This window comes from Robertmurraya kyonggiensis (assembly GCF_005116465.1).
Classification (GTDB): domain Bacteria; phylum Bacillota; class Bacilli; order Bacillales; family Cytobacillaceae; genus Robertmurraya; species Robertmurraya kyonggiensis.
Window position 1 is genome coordinate 1,590,461 of the sequence record NZ_SWBM01000001.1, and the last position, 16,473, is coordinate 1,606,933.

The window sequence follows — 16,473 nt, forward strand, 5'->3', positions numbered from 1 at the left end:
ATAATTATGTTTATTGTTGCAATGAAGTACAATCATGTTAAGTGATGTTAGCATTGATTAAAAGCAGTTATCTCAAACTACTATGTACGTATAAACAAGCAACAGAAGAATTGATGATCAAGCTTTGTGGATATCGTGTGGAACCCGGAGAAACAGCAGCTTGGGTTATAACATTTTAGAACTGATCTTTACTTGAATATACACATACAAAAAAAGACTCAGCGAGTCTCTTTTGTATGTGTATATTCTATTTTTGTTAATTAAACTAATCAACTTAAAAATAACCAAAAACATAAGGAAGAATGACCACAATTAAAAGTTTCATTATCCCCTTCTAGTAGTAAATTATGAACTGATTTCATATTTTTTTCTCTAGCTCAAATATCGCCTCTTCAACTCTTTTTGCAGTAATTGGACCAATCGGGATCACATGAATCGATTCTGCATTAATCGTAGCTTTTTTTGCCATCTTTGTGACTAACTCTTTCGATACTTCTTTAATTCCTAATTCAGTAAGAGAAACTGGAAGACCTATCCCTCTATAAAAAGGCAACAACTCCTCAATTTCTGCTAGCTTTTCTTCTAAAACAAGCTGAACGAGGATTCCATAAGCGACCTTATCCCCATGGAGAGTATGGTGAGTTTCCTCTATTATAGTTAGTCCGTTGTGGATGGAATGGGCTCCTGCGATTCTACCATAATGATCGCCAAATCCACCGACCATCCCACCTAACATAATGATGGTTTCTGCCACTTTAATAAAAGCATCATTTAGAATGCCTAATTGGACAGCTTTAATTGCTTCTTCTGAATGCTCTAAAATAAGGTCTTTACATTGTCTTGCAGTATAATGAGATATTTGTAATGGAACAGGCTTGTTTTCAATTCCAGCCATTTGCACATTTGCTTCATACCACTTTGCTAACGTATCGCCAATACCTGCGATAAATAAGTCAACGGGTGCAGCAACCAAGATATTCGGTTCAATTAAAACTAAGCTTGTACAAACTGGATATACATCGTATCGGATAAAAGAACCTGACTGATCATATAGAACACTTATAGGTGTCCACGGAGAACAATTGGAGGCTAAAGTCGGAATCAAAATTGCTTGTACGCGAGTGGTGTCACAAACGGCCTTAACCAGATCCAATACCTTCCCTCCGCCGACACCTATTACCCCATCGTAGGCTTCTGTCTTAACCAACTCAGACACAAGGGCAATTTCCTCGATGGAACATTCCCCACTATATGTATGCTCAGCGTACTCAACTTTTGTAAAAAGAGGCCAATAAGGTTTTGCTGCGTCCCATGATTTTTTTCCATGAACAACTAGAACTTTTTCTAACCCTCTTTCCAGAAGCTTTGATTCTAATAGATTTAATGCACCTTCTTGCAATATGTATTCGCTCGGTGCCCCATGTACTGAAAAAGTCACCATCGTTCCCCCTCCAAATATGGTAGAAGACCCACTTCAAAAAGTGGGCCCTCAAAAATCCAATTTTTTATTTCATCCACTCTGGTTTTCCAAAGCCTTTGAACTCTTCATCAATAACCTTTTCAAATGCATCAGATTCGACAACTGCTTTAATATCTTTCGCTAGCTGCTCGTCTTTATTTTCTGTTTTCACTGCAACGACGTTACGATAAGAATCATCCATGTTTTCAAGAGCTAATGCACTCAATAAATCCATTCCAGCTGCTAAAGCAAAGTTACCAGGAACTGCCGCAAGGTCTGCACTCTCGACTGAACGTGGTAGCTGACCTGCTTCAATTGGTTGGAATACTAAGTTTTTCTTGTTTTCTACAATATCTTTCTCTGAAAAAGTTAATGGATCAACCTTTTCGTCTAATACAATCAAACCTTCATCTTGTAGGGTATTAAATGCACGAGACGCATTCGTTGGATCGTTCGGAATTGTGATTGTTGCTCCATCCTTAATTTCTTCGATAGACTTAAATTCATTCGAATAAATACCCATTGGAGCTGTAGGAACAGCAATTAATCCTGTTAACTCCATTTTGTTTTCTTTTGCAAAGTTTTCTAGATAAATAGTGTGTTGGAAAAGGTTTGCTTGAATATCCCCATTATCTAGGGCTTTGTTTGGTTGAATATAGTCACTAAACTCAACAACCTTAACCTTGTATCCTTTTTCCTCAAGACCTGGAATAATTGCTTTTGATAACATATCGCTATATGGACCAGCTGTTGCCCCAATCTTAATATCTTTAGATTCTTCCCCTTTTGAGCTAGCGTCTTTTTCTTCATTTCCTCCACACGCTGCTAAAAATCCTGCTACAAATAGAATTAGTACTGCTGTTAACCACTTTTTCATATTATTTTCCTACTTTCCTTTTTATCTTTTATCTACAACCTTGGCAATAAAGTCACCAAGGAGCTGTATAACCTGAACCAAAATAATCAAAATCAACACAGTCGCAATCATTATCGTGTTGTCGTAGCGGTAATAACCGAAGCGAATCGCCAAGTCACCAATTCCCCCACCGCCTACTGTTCCAGCCATCGCTGAAAATCCTATTAAACTAATAAGTGTTAAAGTAATCCCAGAAATAATTCCTGATTTTGCTTCAAGGAGCAGAACATCCTTAATAATCATCCAAGGTGTTGCTCCTGCTGCAATTGCCGCTTCGATAACACCCTTATCAATTTCCCTCAAGGCTGTTTCAACGATACGAGCGAAAAATGGTATAGCTGCCACAGATAAAGATACACTTGCAGCAGTTGGTCCAATCGTTGTTTTAACAAGTGCATCGGTAAGGGGAAGTAGCGCAACCAACAAGATAATAAATGGTACCGAACGGACCATATTGACAACAAACCCCAATACATTTTGAACAAGTCGATTTTCCCAAATCAGCCCTTTATCCGTAATATACAGAAGGATTCCGATTGGAAGTCCAATCACAACCGCAATGATAAGAGAGATGGTTATCATATAAATCGTCTGTAAAAAAGCAGTATTGATATCTGGTATAAGTTCAATGAAATGTGCAAAATCAAATCCCATCTCTTAACACCTCCACTTGCGCATCTCGTTGTTCTATATAATCAAGCGCCTTCTGAATTTCGTTTTTTTCACCCTTTAATTCCATTACAAAAATTCCGAGAGGCCTCTCTTGAATATATTCAATGGAACCATGGAGGAAGTTCCCATTTAAATTGAATTGCTGCAGCGTATCAGATATAACCCCTTCACCGGCAACCTTCCCTCTAAATGTCACTTTCACAATTGGACCTGTACAGCTATTTACAATTGACTCAGGAATTTCGAAAGAAACAACACTTGCAATAAATTCTTTTGCAAGCTCGGTCTTCGGATTAGAAAAAATCTTATAGACCGCTCCTTCTTCAATAACCCTACCGTCCTGCATAATCGCCATCCGATGACAGATTTCTTTGACAACATTCATTTCATGAGTAATCAAAACAATTGTGATATCCAGCTCTTCATTGATTTTCTTTAAGAGATTCAAAATCGATTTAGTCGTTGTCGGGTCAAGAGCCGATGTTGCTTCATCACAGAGAAGAACCTTCGGATTATTGGCTAACGCTCTTGCAATGGCAACTCTCTGTTTTTGTCCGCCACTTAATTGTGAAGGATATACATTTCTTTTATCAGACAAGCCCACCATTTCTAGCAAACTTTCAACTCTTTTGGTTATTTCCTTTGGCGGAATTTTTGCCGCCTTTAATGCAAAAGCGATATTTTCAAATACCGTTTTTTGACTAATCAAATAGAAATGCTGAAAGATCATGCCGATTTTTAATCTAGCCAAACGTAATGCTTCTCCTCTTAACGAAGTAAGGTCCGTTCCATCTACAGTCAAATGCCCTGTAGAAGGTCGCTCGAGTAAGTTGATGCATCTCAGCAAAGAGCTTTTCCCTGCTCCAGAATACCCAACGATCCCGTAGATTTCTCCTTTTTGGATGGATAGTGTCACATTATCGACACCTTTTACCACATCATTCTTTGTTTTGTATATCTTTGAAAGATTTTGAATTTCAATCATATGCAACCCTCTTTTCTATCTCAAAAAAATAAAAATGCGCCCTTCTACTGAAAGACGCATCGAAATACTATATCTCGACTTATCTTTCAGAATGAATAACATTCTGCAGGAATTGGCACCTTCCCTTCATTAGGGGGTTGCCGGACGTCATAGGGCCTTGTCCCTCAGTCGCTCTGGATAAGTTTGAAAATTTTATATTGGAATTTAATTTAGATAATACTCGTCTGCAAAAATTCTGTCAAACTAAAAATTTCACATTACAGTTATTGAAAAACGCTTACATAACGATGAAATCAACAAAATTATAATAATAAAAATATTTTTATAAGTATAATTCTTCTCGTCTATCTTGAAAAACTGGAATCGTACTACGGACCCTATCCACCTCATCCATATCAATATTGGCGTAAAAGATTCCTTCTTCCTCATTTTTTGAAACTAGAAGCTCACCCCAAGGAGCAATAACCATCGAATGACCATTAAATTCATTGTTCGGATCATTTCCCACTCGGTTGACTGCAACGATATAGCATTGGTTTTCAATCGCTCTTGCTTGAAGCAACAATTGCCAATGGTCAATTCGCTTCTTGGGCCATTCCGCCGGGATAAATATAATTTTCGCTCCCTGTAAAACATGAGTACGGATCCATTCTGGAAAACGAATATCGTAACAGATCACACCTCCACAGTCGATCCCATCTAATGTGAATCGATTTACTGACTGCCCTGATTCTATATAGAGATGCTCATCCATCAACTTGAATAAATGGGCTTTATCATATTCAGCTACAATTTCACCATTTCGTCCCACCACATACATCGTGTTATGAAATTTTCCATCTCTCTTCGTTGATACAGAGCCACCAACTATGTTCACTTGATGTTTTTTGGCCAGACTGGACAATAATTCTTTTGTAGCCGCTCCATTTTTATCAGCTAATCTATCAAGTTCGTTTAAGGCATAACCAGTATTCCACATTTCAGGTAAAACTATCGTGTCAGCACCTGATGAAACAGCCTCCTCAATAAATTGATTAACAGCTTCAAAATTTTTCTCTGGATTCCCGAACTCGATATCCATCTGTACACACGCAACTTTCATGTTAAGCCTCCCTCTAGACAATTTTAACTAAAGATTATAGAATTTTATCTAAAATCGCAAATACTTTTTAAAGGTGGAACATATGGAATACTCAGACAGATTAAAAAAATTGCCAGTTCAATTTTTCGCTAGTCTTGTAGAAAAAGTTAATAAAGCGAAGGCAGAAGGAAGAGACATTATCAATCTAGGGCAAGGGAACCCTGATCAGCCGACACCCGCACATATTGTTCGTGCCCTTCAAAGTGCCGCTGAAGACCCAGAAATGCATCAATATTCTCCTTTTCGCGGACTTCAGGAATTAAAAAATGCCGCGGCTGAATTCTACCAACGCGAATATGGAGTTGAAATCGATCCGAATACAGAAGTAGCGATTCTTTTTGGCACAAAAACAGGTTTAGTTGAACTCCCTATGTGTCTATTAAACGAAGGTGAGCTTATGCTCTTACCAGACCCAGGCTATCCAGATTATCTTTCTGGAGCAGTACTTGCTAATGTCCAATATGAGTTGTTCCCCCTTAAAGCTGAAAATCAGTTTTTACCTGATTATGAAGCAATTCCTAGTGGGCAGGTCGAAGCAGCGAAACTCATGTACTTGAACTATCCAAATAACCCGACAGGCGCAACAGCAGATTTAGCCTTTTTTGAAGAAACAGTTGCCTTTGCGAAGGAGCATAATATCTCTATTCTTCACGATTTTGCCTATGGTGCGATTGGGTTTGATGGGAAGAAACCAACCAGTTTTCTTCAGGCTGAAGGTGCCAAGGACATTGGCGTAGAAATGTACACCTTATCAAAGACCTATAATATGGCAGGTTGGCGTGTAGGCTTTGCTGTTGGTAATGCAAAAATTATCTCCGCTTTGAATTTAATTCAGGATCATCTTTATGTGAGTTTATTCCCTGCCATTCAGAAAGCTGCTGTTGCTGCCCTCACAGAAGAGCAGCAATGCGTTGAAGAGCTCGTGTCTCGCTATGAAAATCGTCGTAACGCTTTAATGGATGTATGCCATTCAATTGGTTGGAATGCCGAAGCTCCGACTGGTTCCTTTTTCGCTTGGTTACCTGTTCCTAATGGCTTTACCAGTGAGGAGTTCGCCGATTTTCTCCTTGAAAAAGCAGATGTAGCTGTAGCTGCAGGAAAAGGCTTTGGCGAATATGGTGAAGGATATGTACGAGTAGGTCTGCTTGTAGATGAGGAAAGACTTGTAGAAGCAATAGAACGAATTGGAAAAACTGAAGTTTTTAAATGAAGGTAAGAAAAAACAGCCAAGTACAAATTTTCGTACTTGGCTGTTCTTCTTAATAATCGGATTCTAAGTTTCACCCATTTATTTATCCAAATCCTTCGATACTGCAGGCATCGATACGGCCTCAGTTGTATTTGGTACACGAAGAAGGATAACCGCACCCACAATAAACAAAATAACGAGAGTGAACACTCCATAATTTGTTTTGCCAGTAATATGAGTCGTTACCCCTAATAAAAGTGGTCCAGCAACTGCGGCGAACTTTCCAAAGATATTATAGAATCCAAAGAATTCGTTTGAGGATTCTTTAGGAACAAGCTTCCCAAAGTACGAACGACTTAAGGATTGTATTCCTCCTTGAGCCATCCCAACGAACATGGCAAGAATCCAAAAATCCAACGCAGAATCTAAGAAAAAAGCATAACAACAAATAAAAATATAAATACATATGCCAACCATAATTAATTGTTTGTCACCGTATTTCGTTCCTAATTTTCCAAAAAGGACAGTAAAAGGAGCAGCCACCACTTGGGTAACAAAAAGAACAATTAATAATGTTGTCGAATCAATTCCTAAATCTGAACCATACGCTGTTGACATCTTGATAATTGTATTAACTCCATCAATATAAAAGAAATAAGCAAGTAAAAATAAAAATAAAGGGCGGTAAACTTTAATATTTTTGAAGGTTACTAAAAGCTTTTTAAAACTAGCTTTAACGGGATTTGGAACACGTTCCACATAATACTTCTGTTCCACATTTTTCAACATTGGAATCGTGAATATCCCCCACCATAGGGCTGTAATAACAAAGGCAATTTGACTTGCAACGGGAACAGATAAAGGAATGGTGCCTGTTTGAGCTAGTACGATAATCGCAATCGAAATGACAAATGGGATCGTACTTCCTATATACCCATAGGCAAATCCACTAGCTGAAATCCGATTCATACGTTTCTCTGTTGTAACATCGACGAGAAAGGCATCATAAAATACATTCGATCCAGCAAAACCGATTGACGTTAAGACAAATACAATCAATAAAATCATCCATTGATCAGCTGGAACAACAGCAAGTAATAAAGTAAATATAATTCCTAATGCGGCAAAGAAAGTAAAGAAACGTTTCTTGAAGCCTTTAAAATCGGCTATTGTTCCTAAAATGGGTGCAAGTAACGCAACAATTAAGGTCGAAAAAGAATTTGCATAGCCCCAATAGGCTGTAGAAGTAGAGGCCGATATCCCCGCTTCCGTTGCTGCAGACTTGAAATACAGTGGCAGAATTGCCGTTACAATCACAATTGTATACGCTGAATTAGCCCAGTCATATAGAGCCCAGCTTCGTTCAGATGTAGTCATTTTTTTCTCCAATTTAATCCCCCTTAAACAGATACTAAAAATTGTTCAATAACCTGGCCGTCAGTCTCCCCTAAATCAAGACCCAGCAGTTTTGCTAAGGTCGGACCTATATCAATAAGCCCCATTGAAGGTACTTCTTGCCTTGATTGAATCCCTTTCCCTGAAGCCAGAAAAAACGTTTGATAATCCTCTTTGTCAGGTGAATAACCATGACACGCACGTAAAAATTTCGGATTGCTTAACCTATTTTCTTCAGTCACCTCTTTTATAAATTCTCCGAGATGATCCTCAATAAAATAAAATCCATATGCTGCTTCAATCATGAACGCACAGTTCGGGTCGGCCCCTAATTTACCAGCTTCCTTCCCAGTTATGATTTTTTCAATGCCATTGTTCGGATCGGCCATTAAGTTTTTAAGAATACCTTCTACTTTATCTTTGATAGCTCCATTCTCTTGATCTTTTAAATAGATGTAGGCAGAACCATCACAGCCCTTACAATAAGCCTTCCAATCTAATATTTTTCCTTTTGAATTTACAGTGAGCAATTTTTGATCGCTAAAATGGACATTTAGATTCACTGCTTTATTCTCGTCTAAAGCAGCATGATCTCCTAAGATGATGATCGTTGTTTCAGAAAATTGACCACTTTCCTCAAGAGCATCTAATATTCGACCTAATCTCTTATCATGACGATGAATGGCATCAATAGCCTCTTGTGAATGGACACCGTAATCATGACGCATCGTATCAAGATCGGTAAAATGGACAAGCAGTAGATTAGGCTTTTTCTTTAAAATCGTATGCACTGTTGATTCAAGAACAAAATCGTCTAGTTCTGGCTGACTTAAGCCATTTCTAATATACCCATAAAGCTTGTTTAACTCCCATTGATAGCTGGCTGTGCCATTTAATAAGGAAACGACAATTTGATTTTGCCATGGCCGGTTTGCAAAAATTTCCGGTAGATTATATTGAATGGATTTTGCTTTTGCTGTGACCGGCCATAGTAAGGCTGCATTAGACAAATTTGCTTTATAAGCTTCATCATAAAGTGTCGTACCTTCGATCGCACTTCTATACCAGTTCCAGTCAGGTGAAGCAGAACCGGGTTGGATCAACGTATTGTTTACAACTCCATGATTTTTTGGATACTTCCCCGTTACAATAGTGGAATGACATGGATAAGTCAGGGATGGATATATAGTCCTTACCCTTTTACAAAAAGAACCATTTTCGAAAACTCTTTGAAAGTTTGGTAGGGTCTCGATGAGTGAATAATCTATGGCTGCTAAACAATCAAAGGAAATGACAATCATATTTTTTGTGAACGCTGTCATAATCCTCCTCCTGCAAAATCTTATTTGACGATTAATACCATTGTACTATGTTCAATTGTGAATAAGATATAAATTATTGTAAATTTATTCTTAATTTTCTAGCAGAATTGTCATTTGCTAACTAATCTCGAATTGGAAACATCAAACAATTTGAGAATAAGATGAAATGGTATAAGATTTCCGGAGGTGAAAGTATGGGAGTCGTAAAAGCGACAAGTGCAGATATAGATTTATTGGCGCGTTTGCTTAGAGCTGAGGCCGAGGGTGAAGGACAACAAGGGATGCTTATGGTAGGAAATGTTGCGATCAATCGAATAAGGGCAAATTGTTCAGATTTCGAAGGGATTCGCACGATGAACCAGATGGTATACCAGGAGCACGCATTCGAAGCAACATTAAAAGGATATTTTTATCAGCCAGCAAGAGAGGTTGAACGAAAATTAGCACGGCGAGCCATTGCAGGAGAAAGGATATGGCCAGCAAAATTTAGCTTATGGTATTTCAGACCACCTGGGGATTGTCCAGCCGAATGGTATAATCAACCACATGTCGGACGATTTAAGCTTCATTGTTTCTATGAACCAACATCAGAAACATGTGCGAATATTTATAATACTTTTTAGAAAACAAAAGAAAAAGAGTCAGTATACAAACTCACTGACTCTTTACTATTCTTTATACCGTTACTTGATTTAGTAATACCGAGACTAACCGGTCCATTCCTAATTTAATGTTCTCAGGAGTAGAGTGACTAAAATTTAAGCGGAATGTATTAAGCTTTGGTTCGTCTACATAGAAAGGTGCTCCAGGTACGTAAGCAACTCCCTTTTTCACGGCTGTATTCAGGAGCTTCGTAACATCAAGGCTTTCTTCACCCTCAATCCACATGAACATACCGCCTTTAGGTTCCTGCCACTTAAACAAGCCAAGATCCAATTGACTTAAACAATCACGCATAACGATCATTCTACGATAATACTCTTCTCGCAAAGTTTGGACATGACTCTCCAAATCAAAATCTCTCATAATGTAATAAAGAGCTTGTTGATCTATAGAACTTGAATGTAAATCTGTCATTTGCTTACCTTGCGCAATCATCGCAATCACTTCAGGAGGGCCTGATACCCAACCTGATCGTAAAGCAGGGACAACTGTCTTTGAAAAAGTACTCGTATATAACACATGAGTTCGATTAACATCAAATGAAGCAACCGGTGGATACACTTCATCTGAAAACCTTAATTCCCCATATGGATCATCTTCTAATGTAAGAACATTATATTGATAGCAAAGCTCAACTAGCTTTTGTCGTCTTTGGGTACTCCATATCTTACCAACTGGATTCGAGAAGGTTGGGACGATATAAATAAATTTCGGTTGGTACTTTCTTATTTTTAACTCCAGATCTTCAGGTACCATTCCATCTTCATCACTATTTACAGAAACAACTTTTGCTCCATAAGATCGGAAAACCTGTAAGGCTGCTAGATAAGTAGGATCTTCGGTTAATACGACATCACCCTCTGAAAGCATGACTCTTGAAAACAAGTCAATCACCTGCTGAGAACCTGTTGTTAATAGAGTCGTCTCAACGGTTGAATGAATTCCTTTACGTTTCATCACTTCTTGTAAAGCTTCCCTTAGTGGTTTGAACCCTTCTGTTAACCCATACTGCATGGCTGATTTTCCAGAAGCAAACACTTTTTCATAAGCATTTTGAACAGCCTCGATTGGAAAAAAGTCATCAGATGGTAGTCCACCTGCAAACGAAATGACATTTCCTTGTTGAATAACATTTAGAATATCTCTTACAGCTGATGATGAATAATGTTTTGTTTGCTCTGAGAATGAATACTTCACGTAAGTCCCTTCCTTTTTCGTAAAGATTATGTAATGAACGGACATTCTCAAAAAACTATTTTAAGAAAATATCCTTATAAACCAAGCACTAATTTTATAAATAATTTTTAATTATCTGTATTTTTGATATTTGTATCTAATCATATACTATCGCCATGAAAGGTATCAAGATGTTTTTGAAAAAATGTTAGAAACATTCTATCGATCAACCCTCCCACACTTTATAGCAAAATAGATTAAGAGGCTCTATTATGACCTGTTTACAGATTATGATAGAGCCTCAACATATTAATTTTCTCGCTTAAACGGCCACCAGTTTGCTTCTCCAAAGTTTTTCACCATTACTGGGATAAATAATGGTAAGACGACAAAAGCATAGAGGAGTAAACCAACTATCGTGATCGAAGCGATTTCTAATAACGACAGCATTCCAGATGGCATCATAGCCGCAAACGTTCCTCCTAAGATTACAGCAGCTGAAATGATAACCGTCCCCATTTTTTTCATTGCCATAAACATCGCTTGTGAAACAGTTAAATTCTTGTATTCATTGAATCTATCCATTAAGAAAATACTGTAGTCGACACCTAAGGCCACTAGTATAACGAAAGCAAAGAATGGTACCGCCCAGCTAATGCCTGCATGACCTAAAATGTTGACAAAGATGACTTCATTAATGGCCATCGAGGTAAAAAATGTTAAAATGAGTGACCCAATAATATATAGAGGCATAATCAATGAACGGAATAAAAATACTAAAATGATCGATATTCCAATTAGCATATAGACAACTGTTCTTGTATAGTCCTTTCCAGAAACAGTATCTAGATCAGCATTTGTGCTTGTGATACCACCAACAGCAACAACTGCATTTTCTAATTTCGTATCCTTCGTCGCGCGATTAACTGCCTCTTTGATGCTTTCTACTTGTGCGATAGCTTCATTGGAATAGGGACTTTCCTCAAAAATAACATCAAATGTCATCACTTTGCGGTCTTCTGACATATACGTATCAAGCACTTGTGTAAAGTCTTCACTTTCTAACACTTCAGCTGGTAGATATAAACCGCTCATCTCTCCTGCATCAGATAAACCAGAAAGATAATCTTGGGCAGATTGTAATCCATCTGAAACTTGGTTTAGACCATCTGCACTTTGTTCAAGGCCATCTGTTAATTGGGTTAATTGACCTCCAATTTGCCCGAATCCATCAAGAAGCTGCTTTTGTCCATCATTGACACCAGCAATTCCATTCGTCAGCTGTGGAATATTGTCTACAATCATTCCTTGTCCGTCGGCTAACTGATTAAGACCTGCTTGTTGAGCTTCAATTCCTTCAATCAGTTGCTGAAGACCCGTACCAAGTTCGCTCTTTCCTTTTTGCAAGGCTAAATCAAAGCCTGCATTCGCCTGCTTCATACCATCATTAATTCCTGCAACTCCAGAGTTTAGTTGATTGATAGAATCAATTAAACCTGGTTGTTGGTTCGGAATGCCATGAAGTATTGTATCTATCGTGTCCTTCAATACTTGATATTGTTGATCCACTGCAAGCGCTGGGTAGTTGCTATCTAAATGGCTAAACAATTGCCCTGCAGCATCTGATAAACCAGCAATCCCTGTACCAACTTGCTGATAGCCACCACTTAATACAGAAAGATTTTTCCCCATTAAATCATAATTGGATAATAGTTCTGAACGATACGTGTCAAGTAATTGCTCTGCCCCAGCTTTAGCCTGTTTCAAACCATTACTTATCTCCGTAGAACCTGCAGACCCTTGACGAATGCCAGTTTCGATTTTTGCTAAATTCGTTTGAATCTCTGTTAATCCATTTTGAAGCTTACCTGTTCCAGTAATTAATTCATTGATTCCATCTGTTGCTTTATTTAGTTCAGGGGCAGATTTTGATAATTCATCGCTTGCTTCCTGCAACCCATTACTAATTTTCGTTAAACCCTCTTTCCCTTCTCCAAGTCCATCTCCCAAGGTTTGCGCTTGTTTTGCCACAAGAAATTCTTCAATTGGCTCACCTACAGGCATGGTTACAGAACGAACGGTTTGAACATAGTCAACTTTTTCTAATTCCTTTGTAATCTGATCAACTAGTGCGATGTATTCAACTGAGTCCATCTTTTCATCATTTTTTACAACAACTTGTGTTGGCATTGCTTCACCTGGGCTAAAGCTATCCGCAATCGCGTTGAAAGCTTGCAAAGAACCAACATCACCGCTGATTTCTTCCATAGAATCATATGATAACTCTCCGTCATAGCTAATTAAGAACGGTACACAAATAGCTGCCACAACGAGTAAAGAAACAAATGGTCGTGAAAGTGAGAACTTACCAGCCATTGCCCAAAGCTTACTATCACCATGCTCAGCTTTACTTTTTGATGGCCAGAATAGCTTTTGACCTAATACTGCCATAAAAAATGGAACAATAGTAAACAATGCAATAAGTAATACAGCAACTCCTACTGCAACTGCTGCAGCTGATTGATAAAGAATGAATTGTGAAAATCCAATTGCAGCAAATCCAATCATTACGGCAAGCCCGCTAAATAAAACCGTTCGGCCAGCATTTCGATATGTTTCTAGAATGGCTTCTGCTACTGTTTCTTTTTGCGTCAGCTCTTCTTTAAAACGGCTAAGTAAGAGAATACAATAATCAGTTCCGATCCCAAACAAAATCGCTACTAAAAATATCTGAGTATAGGTCGATATCGGGAAGTTGAACTGATCCACTAAAAAGGAAACAATCGATTGGGATGCTACATACGAAAACCCAACAGTAATCAATGGAATGAACGGCGCTATGAAGGATCTAAATACAAGTAGCAACACTACTATAATAAATGCGACTGTAATCCCTTCAGTCTTTTTAACGCCTTCCTGAGAGCTATTCATTAAATCTTCGTTTACTAACCATTCACTCGTGAAATAATAATCAACTTTTACATCTTCTAAGGTTGAGTACAATGCATCTTTTAATTCCTTCGGTTCACGGTCTTCCCATTTCAAATTTACAGACGCCAGAATCGCTTTACCATCCTCGGAAACTAGCTGTTCCTTAAGAACATCGTCATTAAAATGAGTGAGGATACTCGTAATCCCCAGCTCATCCTCATGCTCCTCAAGAATTCGAATCGCTTTTTCTGCTTCCTTTTTGTCCTCAGAGGTTAGTTCATCAGGATTATGAAACACTAAAGCAACGGTAGTTTCATTTTCCCCACCCTCTTGACTTTGAACATCCTTCAAGATTTCTCCAGCAAGAGCAGAAGAATATTCATCAGGAACTTTAATCTGTCCTTTTTCTCGAACCAGCTCTCCCATATTTGGTGCCGTTAAGAACAAGACTACCGCAACTGCAATCCAAGCAACAAGAACGAACCACTTTCTTCTAATGATAAAATTCACGTTACCTTCCTCCAGTAAAATTTGTTTGAGAACATTCTACAAATGGTCGATTTGATTGTCTTTAATTTCAATTAACATTTGATTAAGCTTTTCATACGTTTTAATGAACTGTTCCATTTCTGAAGGTTCAAATTTAGAAATTAACTTTTCTATCAGACAATTAATCTTTTCCTCTATCCTCTGAAAAAATTCTTCCCCTTGTTCCGTTAAAGTTAGGTACACCACTCTGCGGTCTTTTTCATCTCGAGTTCGTTTAATAAAACCCTTTTCCCAAAGACGATTGATAATCGCAGTAATAGCACTCTTCTTCACTTCAAATGCTTCAGCAAGCTCTGTCGACGTACACGATCCGACGCGGTAAATATACCGTAAAATATAATGTTGGTCTTGAGTAATTTCACTCCCCAACTCTTTCGTCATCAGTGCTTCTTCTTTTTTCGTTACCGAGAAGGATACATCAATATACCTATCGACGATTGACTGAATATTTTCCTTAGACATTTTATTTATCACCTCGCTGTTAAATAATTTCACACTTTAATTGTTAAATAGTTTAACTATCTCCATCACTAATATAATTCGAGTTTGATTTCAAGTCAATAAAAAAACAAGAAACAGTCTCGCTCCTTGTTTTCCAAAATACTATTAACTTACTTTTTCCTGTATTACTCCAAATTTCCGTTTTTGCACTTGAAGTAATCGAGTGGTTAACGCAATCCCTGCCACAAAAAGACCAATCGAAAGACCAATCCAATATCCGCTAGCTTCAAGGTTTGTAAAATGAGCTAATGCATATCCCAAAGGTAAACAAATTAGCCAATAAGCGATTAATGTCATGATGAAGGCAATATTCACATCTTTATACCCTCTTAATGCAGCCTGAGTCGTGGCTTGAAGCGCGTCCGACATTTGAAAGAATAAAGCATAGATGAGAAAATGCCCGGTTAGTTTAATGACTGCCGCTTCATTCGAATATAATCCAGCCACGTCATATCGGAACGTAATGACAAGGATTCCAGTGATAAATGCAATGAGGATAGCCAACCCAATACCTAAAAAACTATATATTTTTGCATCCTTATTTCTTTTTGCCCCTACTTCATAGCCAACCAAAACAGTAAGTGCTGTGGAAATACTTAAAGGTATCATGTACAAGAACGAAACAATATTCAGTGCCGTTTGATAAGCAGCAATCGTTATGACATCATATTGGCTAATTAAAATGGTTACAATTGCAAACATGCTCGTTTCAAAGAAGATCGACAACCCCATTGGAACTCCGATTTTTAATATTTCGTTACACTTACTCCATTTAAACATTTTGAAGCTTGATAATTTCACATATTGATTAAATGGCTCTTGCATGACAATCACAAGTACTGTCATTGCTAAAATAAACCAATACGTAATCGCAGAAGCATATCCTCCTCCGACACCACCAAGCTCTGGAAAAACCCATTTCCCATAAATCAACACATAGTTAAGAAATAAATTAAGTGGCAATGCCAATAAAAGAATGTACATGACTATACGGGTCTTTCCTAGTCCATATATGAACGATCTTAACGTATTAAAGACAAACAGAGGAATAATTCCAATACTTAAGCCGATAAGATAATCATGGGCAACAGACTCTACATTAGCATCTAAATTCATCAATCCTAATAATGGCTTTAACAAAAAGAAGCCTATAATTAAAACTGTTACAGCAATTATCATTGCTAAATAAATCCCGTGCGTCAATGTAACGGAGATTTCCTTTGTATTTCTCTCTCCATAACGTTGAGCCACAATCGGCGACACTGCTAGCAAAATTCCGCTTAATCCAGTAAAAACAGGGTTCCAAATAGAAGTACCAATCGCCACACCCGCTAAATCATAGGGGCTATACTTCCCTGACATGATGGTGTTAAAAAAGACCATCGAAAACATCCCAAGTTGAGTAATTAGGATGGGGATAAGCAATACGAAGATTTGTTTTATTTTTTCTCTATAAGTAAACGTTTGATCCATATAATTCTCCTTGAACGAAACAAAATTAAAACCAATCCCCATTATAGTTGATCTTTGAAAATATTACCTTATTTTTTCACCTTTTATTGCACAAAAAACCA

Annotated in this window: 13 protein-coding genes and 1 riboswitch; of the genes, 2 read left to right on the plus strand and 11 right to left on the minus strand. The window is 37.8% G+C overall.

Going from position 1 to position 16,473, the window contains the following annotated elements:
* Positions 1 to 358: 358 nt before the first annotated feature.
* The 5 genes from FA727_RS07975 to FA727_RS07995 form a co-directional block, all read right to left on the minus strand.
* Complete coding sequence (locus tag FA727_RS07975) at positions 359 to 1,441, minus strand: iron-containing alcohol dehydrogenase family protein (protein WP_136830375.1); 1,083 nt, start codon at positions 1,439 to 1,441, stop codon at positions 359 to 361.
* A gap of 64 nt (positions 1,442 to 1,505) precedes the next feature.
* Positions 1,506 to 2,336 carry a MetQ/NlpA family ABC transporter substrate-binding protein gene (locus tag FA727_RS07980; RefSeq protein WP_136830376.1) on the minus strand — a complete coding sequence of 277 codons (831 nt, stop codon included), beginning with the start codon at positions 2,334 to 2,336 and terminating at the stop codon, positions 1,506 to 1,508.
* A gap of 21 nt (positions 2,337 to 2,357) precedes the next feature.
* Complete coding sequence (locus FA727_RS07985; protein ID WP_136830377.1) at positions 2,358 to 3,029, minus strand: methionine ABC transporter permease; 672 nt, start codon at positions 3,027 to 3,029, stop codon at positions 2,358 to 2,360.
* Positions 3,019 to 4,032, minus strand: a complete 1,014-nt coding sequence (locus FA727_RS07990; RefSeq protein ID WP_136830378.1) for a methionine ABC transporter ATP-binding protein — start codon at positions 4,030 to 4,032, stop codon at positions 3,019 to 3,021. Before FA727_RS07990 ends, FA727_RS07985 begins: the two co-directional genes overlap by 11 nt.
* Positions 4,033 to 4,108: 76 nt before the next feature.
* Positions 4,109 to 4,216: riboswitch (SAM riboswitch) on the minus strand.
* 138 nt (positions 4,217 to 4,354) lie between these two features.
* Entirely contained in the window at positions 4,355 to 5,134 is a 780-nt protein-coding gene (locus FA727_RS07995) for a carbon-nitrogen family hydrolase (protein WP_136830379.1), read from the minus strand.
* An 82-nt stretch (positions 5,135 to 5,216) separates the two neighbouring features.
* On the opposite strand from FA727_RS07995, the gene FA727_RS08000 reads away from it, so the two are divergent.
* Entirely contained in the window at positions 5,217 to 6,383 is a 1,167-nt protein-coding gene (locus tag FA727_RS08000) for a pyridoxal phosphate-dependent aminotransferase (RefSeq protein ID WP_136830380.1), read from the plus strand.
* A gap of 78 nt (positions 6,384 to 6,461) precedes the next feature.
* Here FA727_RS08000 and FA727_RS08005 read toward each other — a convergent pair whose 3' ends face one another.
* Positions 6,462 to 7,739, minus strand: coding sequence for an MFS transporter (locus tag FA727_RS08005; protein ID WP_136831042.1), 1,278 nt, complete (start codon positions 7,737 to 7,739; stop codon positions 6,462 to 6,464).
* 23 nt (positions 7,740 to 7,762) lie between these two features.
* Positions 7,763 to 9,079, minus strand: a complete 1,317-nt coding sequence (locus FA727_RS08010) for an alkaline phosphatase family protein (RefSeq protein WP_136830381.1) — start codon at positions 9,077 to 9,079, stop codon at positions 7,763 to 7,765.
* Between the two features lie 194 nt (positions 9,080 to 9,273).
* On the opposite strand from FA727_RS08010, the gene FA727_RS08015 reads away from it, so the two are divergent.
* Positions 9,274 to 9,702, plus strand: coding sequence for a cell wall hydrolase (locus FA727_RS08015; protein WP_136830382.1), 429 nt, complete (start codon positions 9,274 to 9,276; stop codon positions 9,700 to 9,702).
* 52 nt (positions 9,703 to 9,754) lie between these two features.
* Here the strand turns inward: FA727_RS08015 and FA727_RS08020 are convergent, their stop codons facing one another.
* From FA727_RS08020 to FA727_RS08035, 4 genes are all read right to left on the minus strand, one after another.
* On the minus strand, positions 9,755 to 10,939 hold the full coding sequence (locus FA727_RS08020) for an aminotransferase-like domain-containing protein (protein ID WP_136830383.1): 1,185 nt from the start codon (positions 10,937 to 10,939) through the stop codon (positions 9,755 to 9,757).
* A gap of 288 nt (positions 10,940 to 11,227) precedes the next feature.
* On the minus strand, positions 11,228 to 14,359 hold the full coding sequence (locus tag FA727_RS08025; RefSeq protein WP_136830384.1) for an MMPL family transporter: 3,132 nt from the start codon (positions 14,357 to 14,359) through the stop codon (positions 11,228 to 11,230).
* Positions 14,360 to 14,395: 36 nt separating this feature from the next.
* Positions 14,396 to 14,860, minus strand: a complete 465-nt coding sequence (locus tag FA727_RS08030) for a MarR family winged helix-turn-helix transcriptional regulator (protein WP_136830385.1) — start codon at positions 14,858 to 14,860, stop codon at positions 14,396 to 14,398.
* A 144-nt stretch (positions 14,861 to 15,004) separates the two neighbouring features.
* Complete coding sequence (locus FA727_RS08035; protein ID WP_136830386.1) at positions 15,005 to 16,372, minus strand: MATE family efflux transporter; 1,368 nt, start codon at positions 16,370 to 16,372, stop codon at positions 15,005 to 15,007.
* Positions 16,373 to 16,473: the final 101 nt, after the last annotated feature.

Bases quoted from the DNA above. Each gene is read 5' to 3' on its own strand.
- FA727_RS07985 (WP_136830377.1), bottom strand. From the start codon at position 3,029: ATGGGATTTGATTTTGCACATTTCATTGAACTTATACCAGATATCAAT.
- FA727_RS08030 (WP_136830385.1), bottom strand. From the start codon at position 14,860: ATGTCTAAGGAAAATATTCAGTCAATCGTCGATAGGTATATTGATGTA.
- FA727_RS08005 (WP_136831042.1), bottom strand. From the start codon at position 7,739: ATGACTACATCTGAACGAAGCTGGGCTCTATATGACTGGGCTAATTCA.
- FA727_RS07980 (WP_136830376.1), bottom strand. From the start codon at position 2,336: ATGAAAAAGTGGTTAACAGCAGTACTAATTCTATTTGTAGCAGGATTT.
- FA727_RS08035 (WP_136830386.1), bottom strand. From the start codon at position 16,372: ATGGATCAAACGTTTACTTATAGAGAAAAAATAAAACAAATCTTCGTA.
- FA727_RS08010 (WP_136830381.1), bottom strand. From the start codon at position 9,079: ATGACAGCGTTCACAAAAAATATGATTGTCATTTCCTTTGATTGTTTA.
- FA727_RS08000 (WP_136830380.1), top strand. From the start codon at position 5,217: ATGGAATACTCAGACAGATTAAAAAAATTGCCAGTTCAATTTTTCGCT.
- FA727_RS07990 (WP_136830378.1), bottom strand. From the start codon at position 4,032: ATGATTGAAATTCAAAATCTTTCAAAGATATACAAAACAAAGAATGAT.
- FA727_RS07975 (WP_136830375.1), bottom strand. From the start codon at position 1,441: ATGGTGACTTTTTCAGTACATGGGGCACCGAGCGAATACATATTGCAA.
- FA727_RS08015 (WP_136830382.1), top strand. From the start codon at position 9,274: ATGGGAGTCGTAAAAGCGACAAGTGCAGATATAGATTTATTGGCGCGT.
- FA727_RS07995 (WP_136830379.1), bottom strand. From the start codon at position 5,134: ATGAAAGTTGCGTGTGTACAGATGGATATCGAGTTCGGGAATCCAGAG.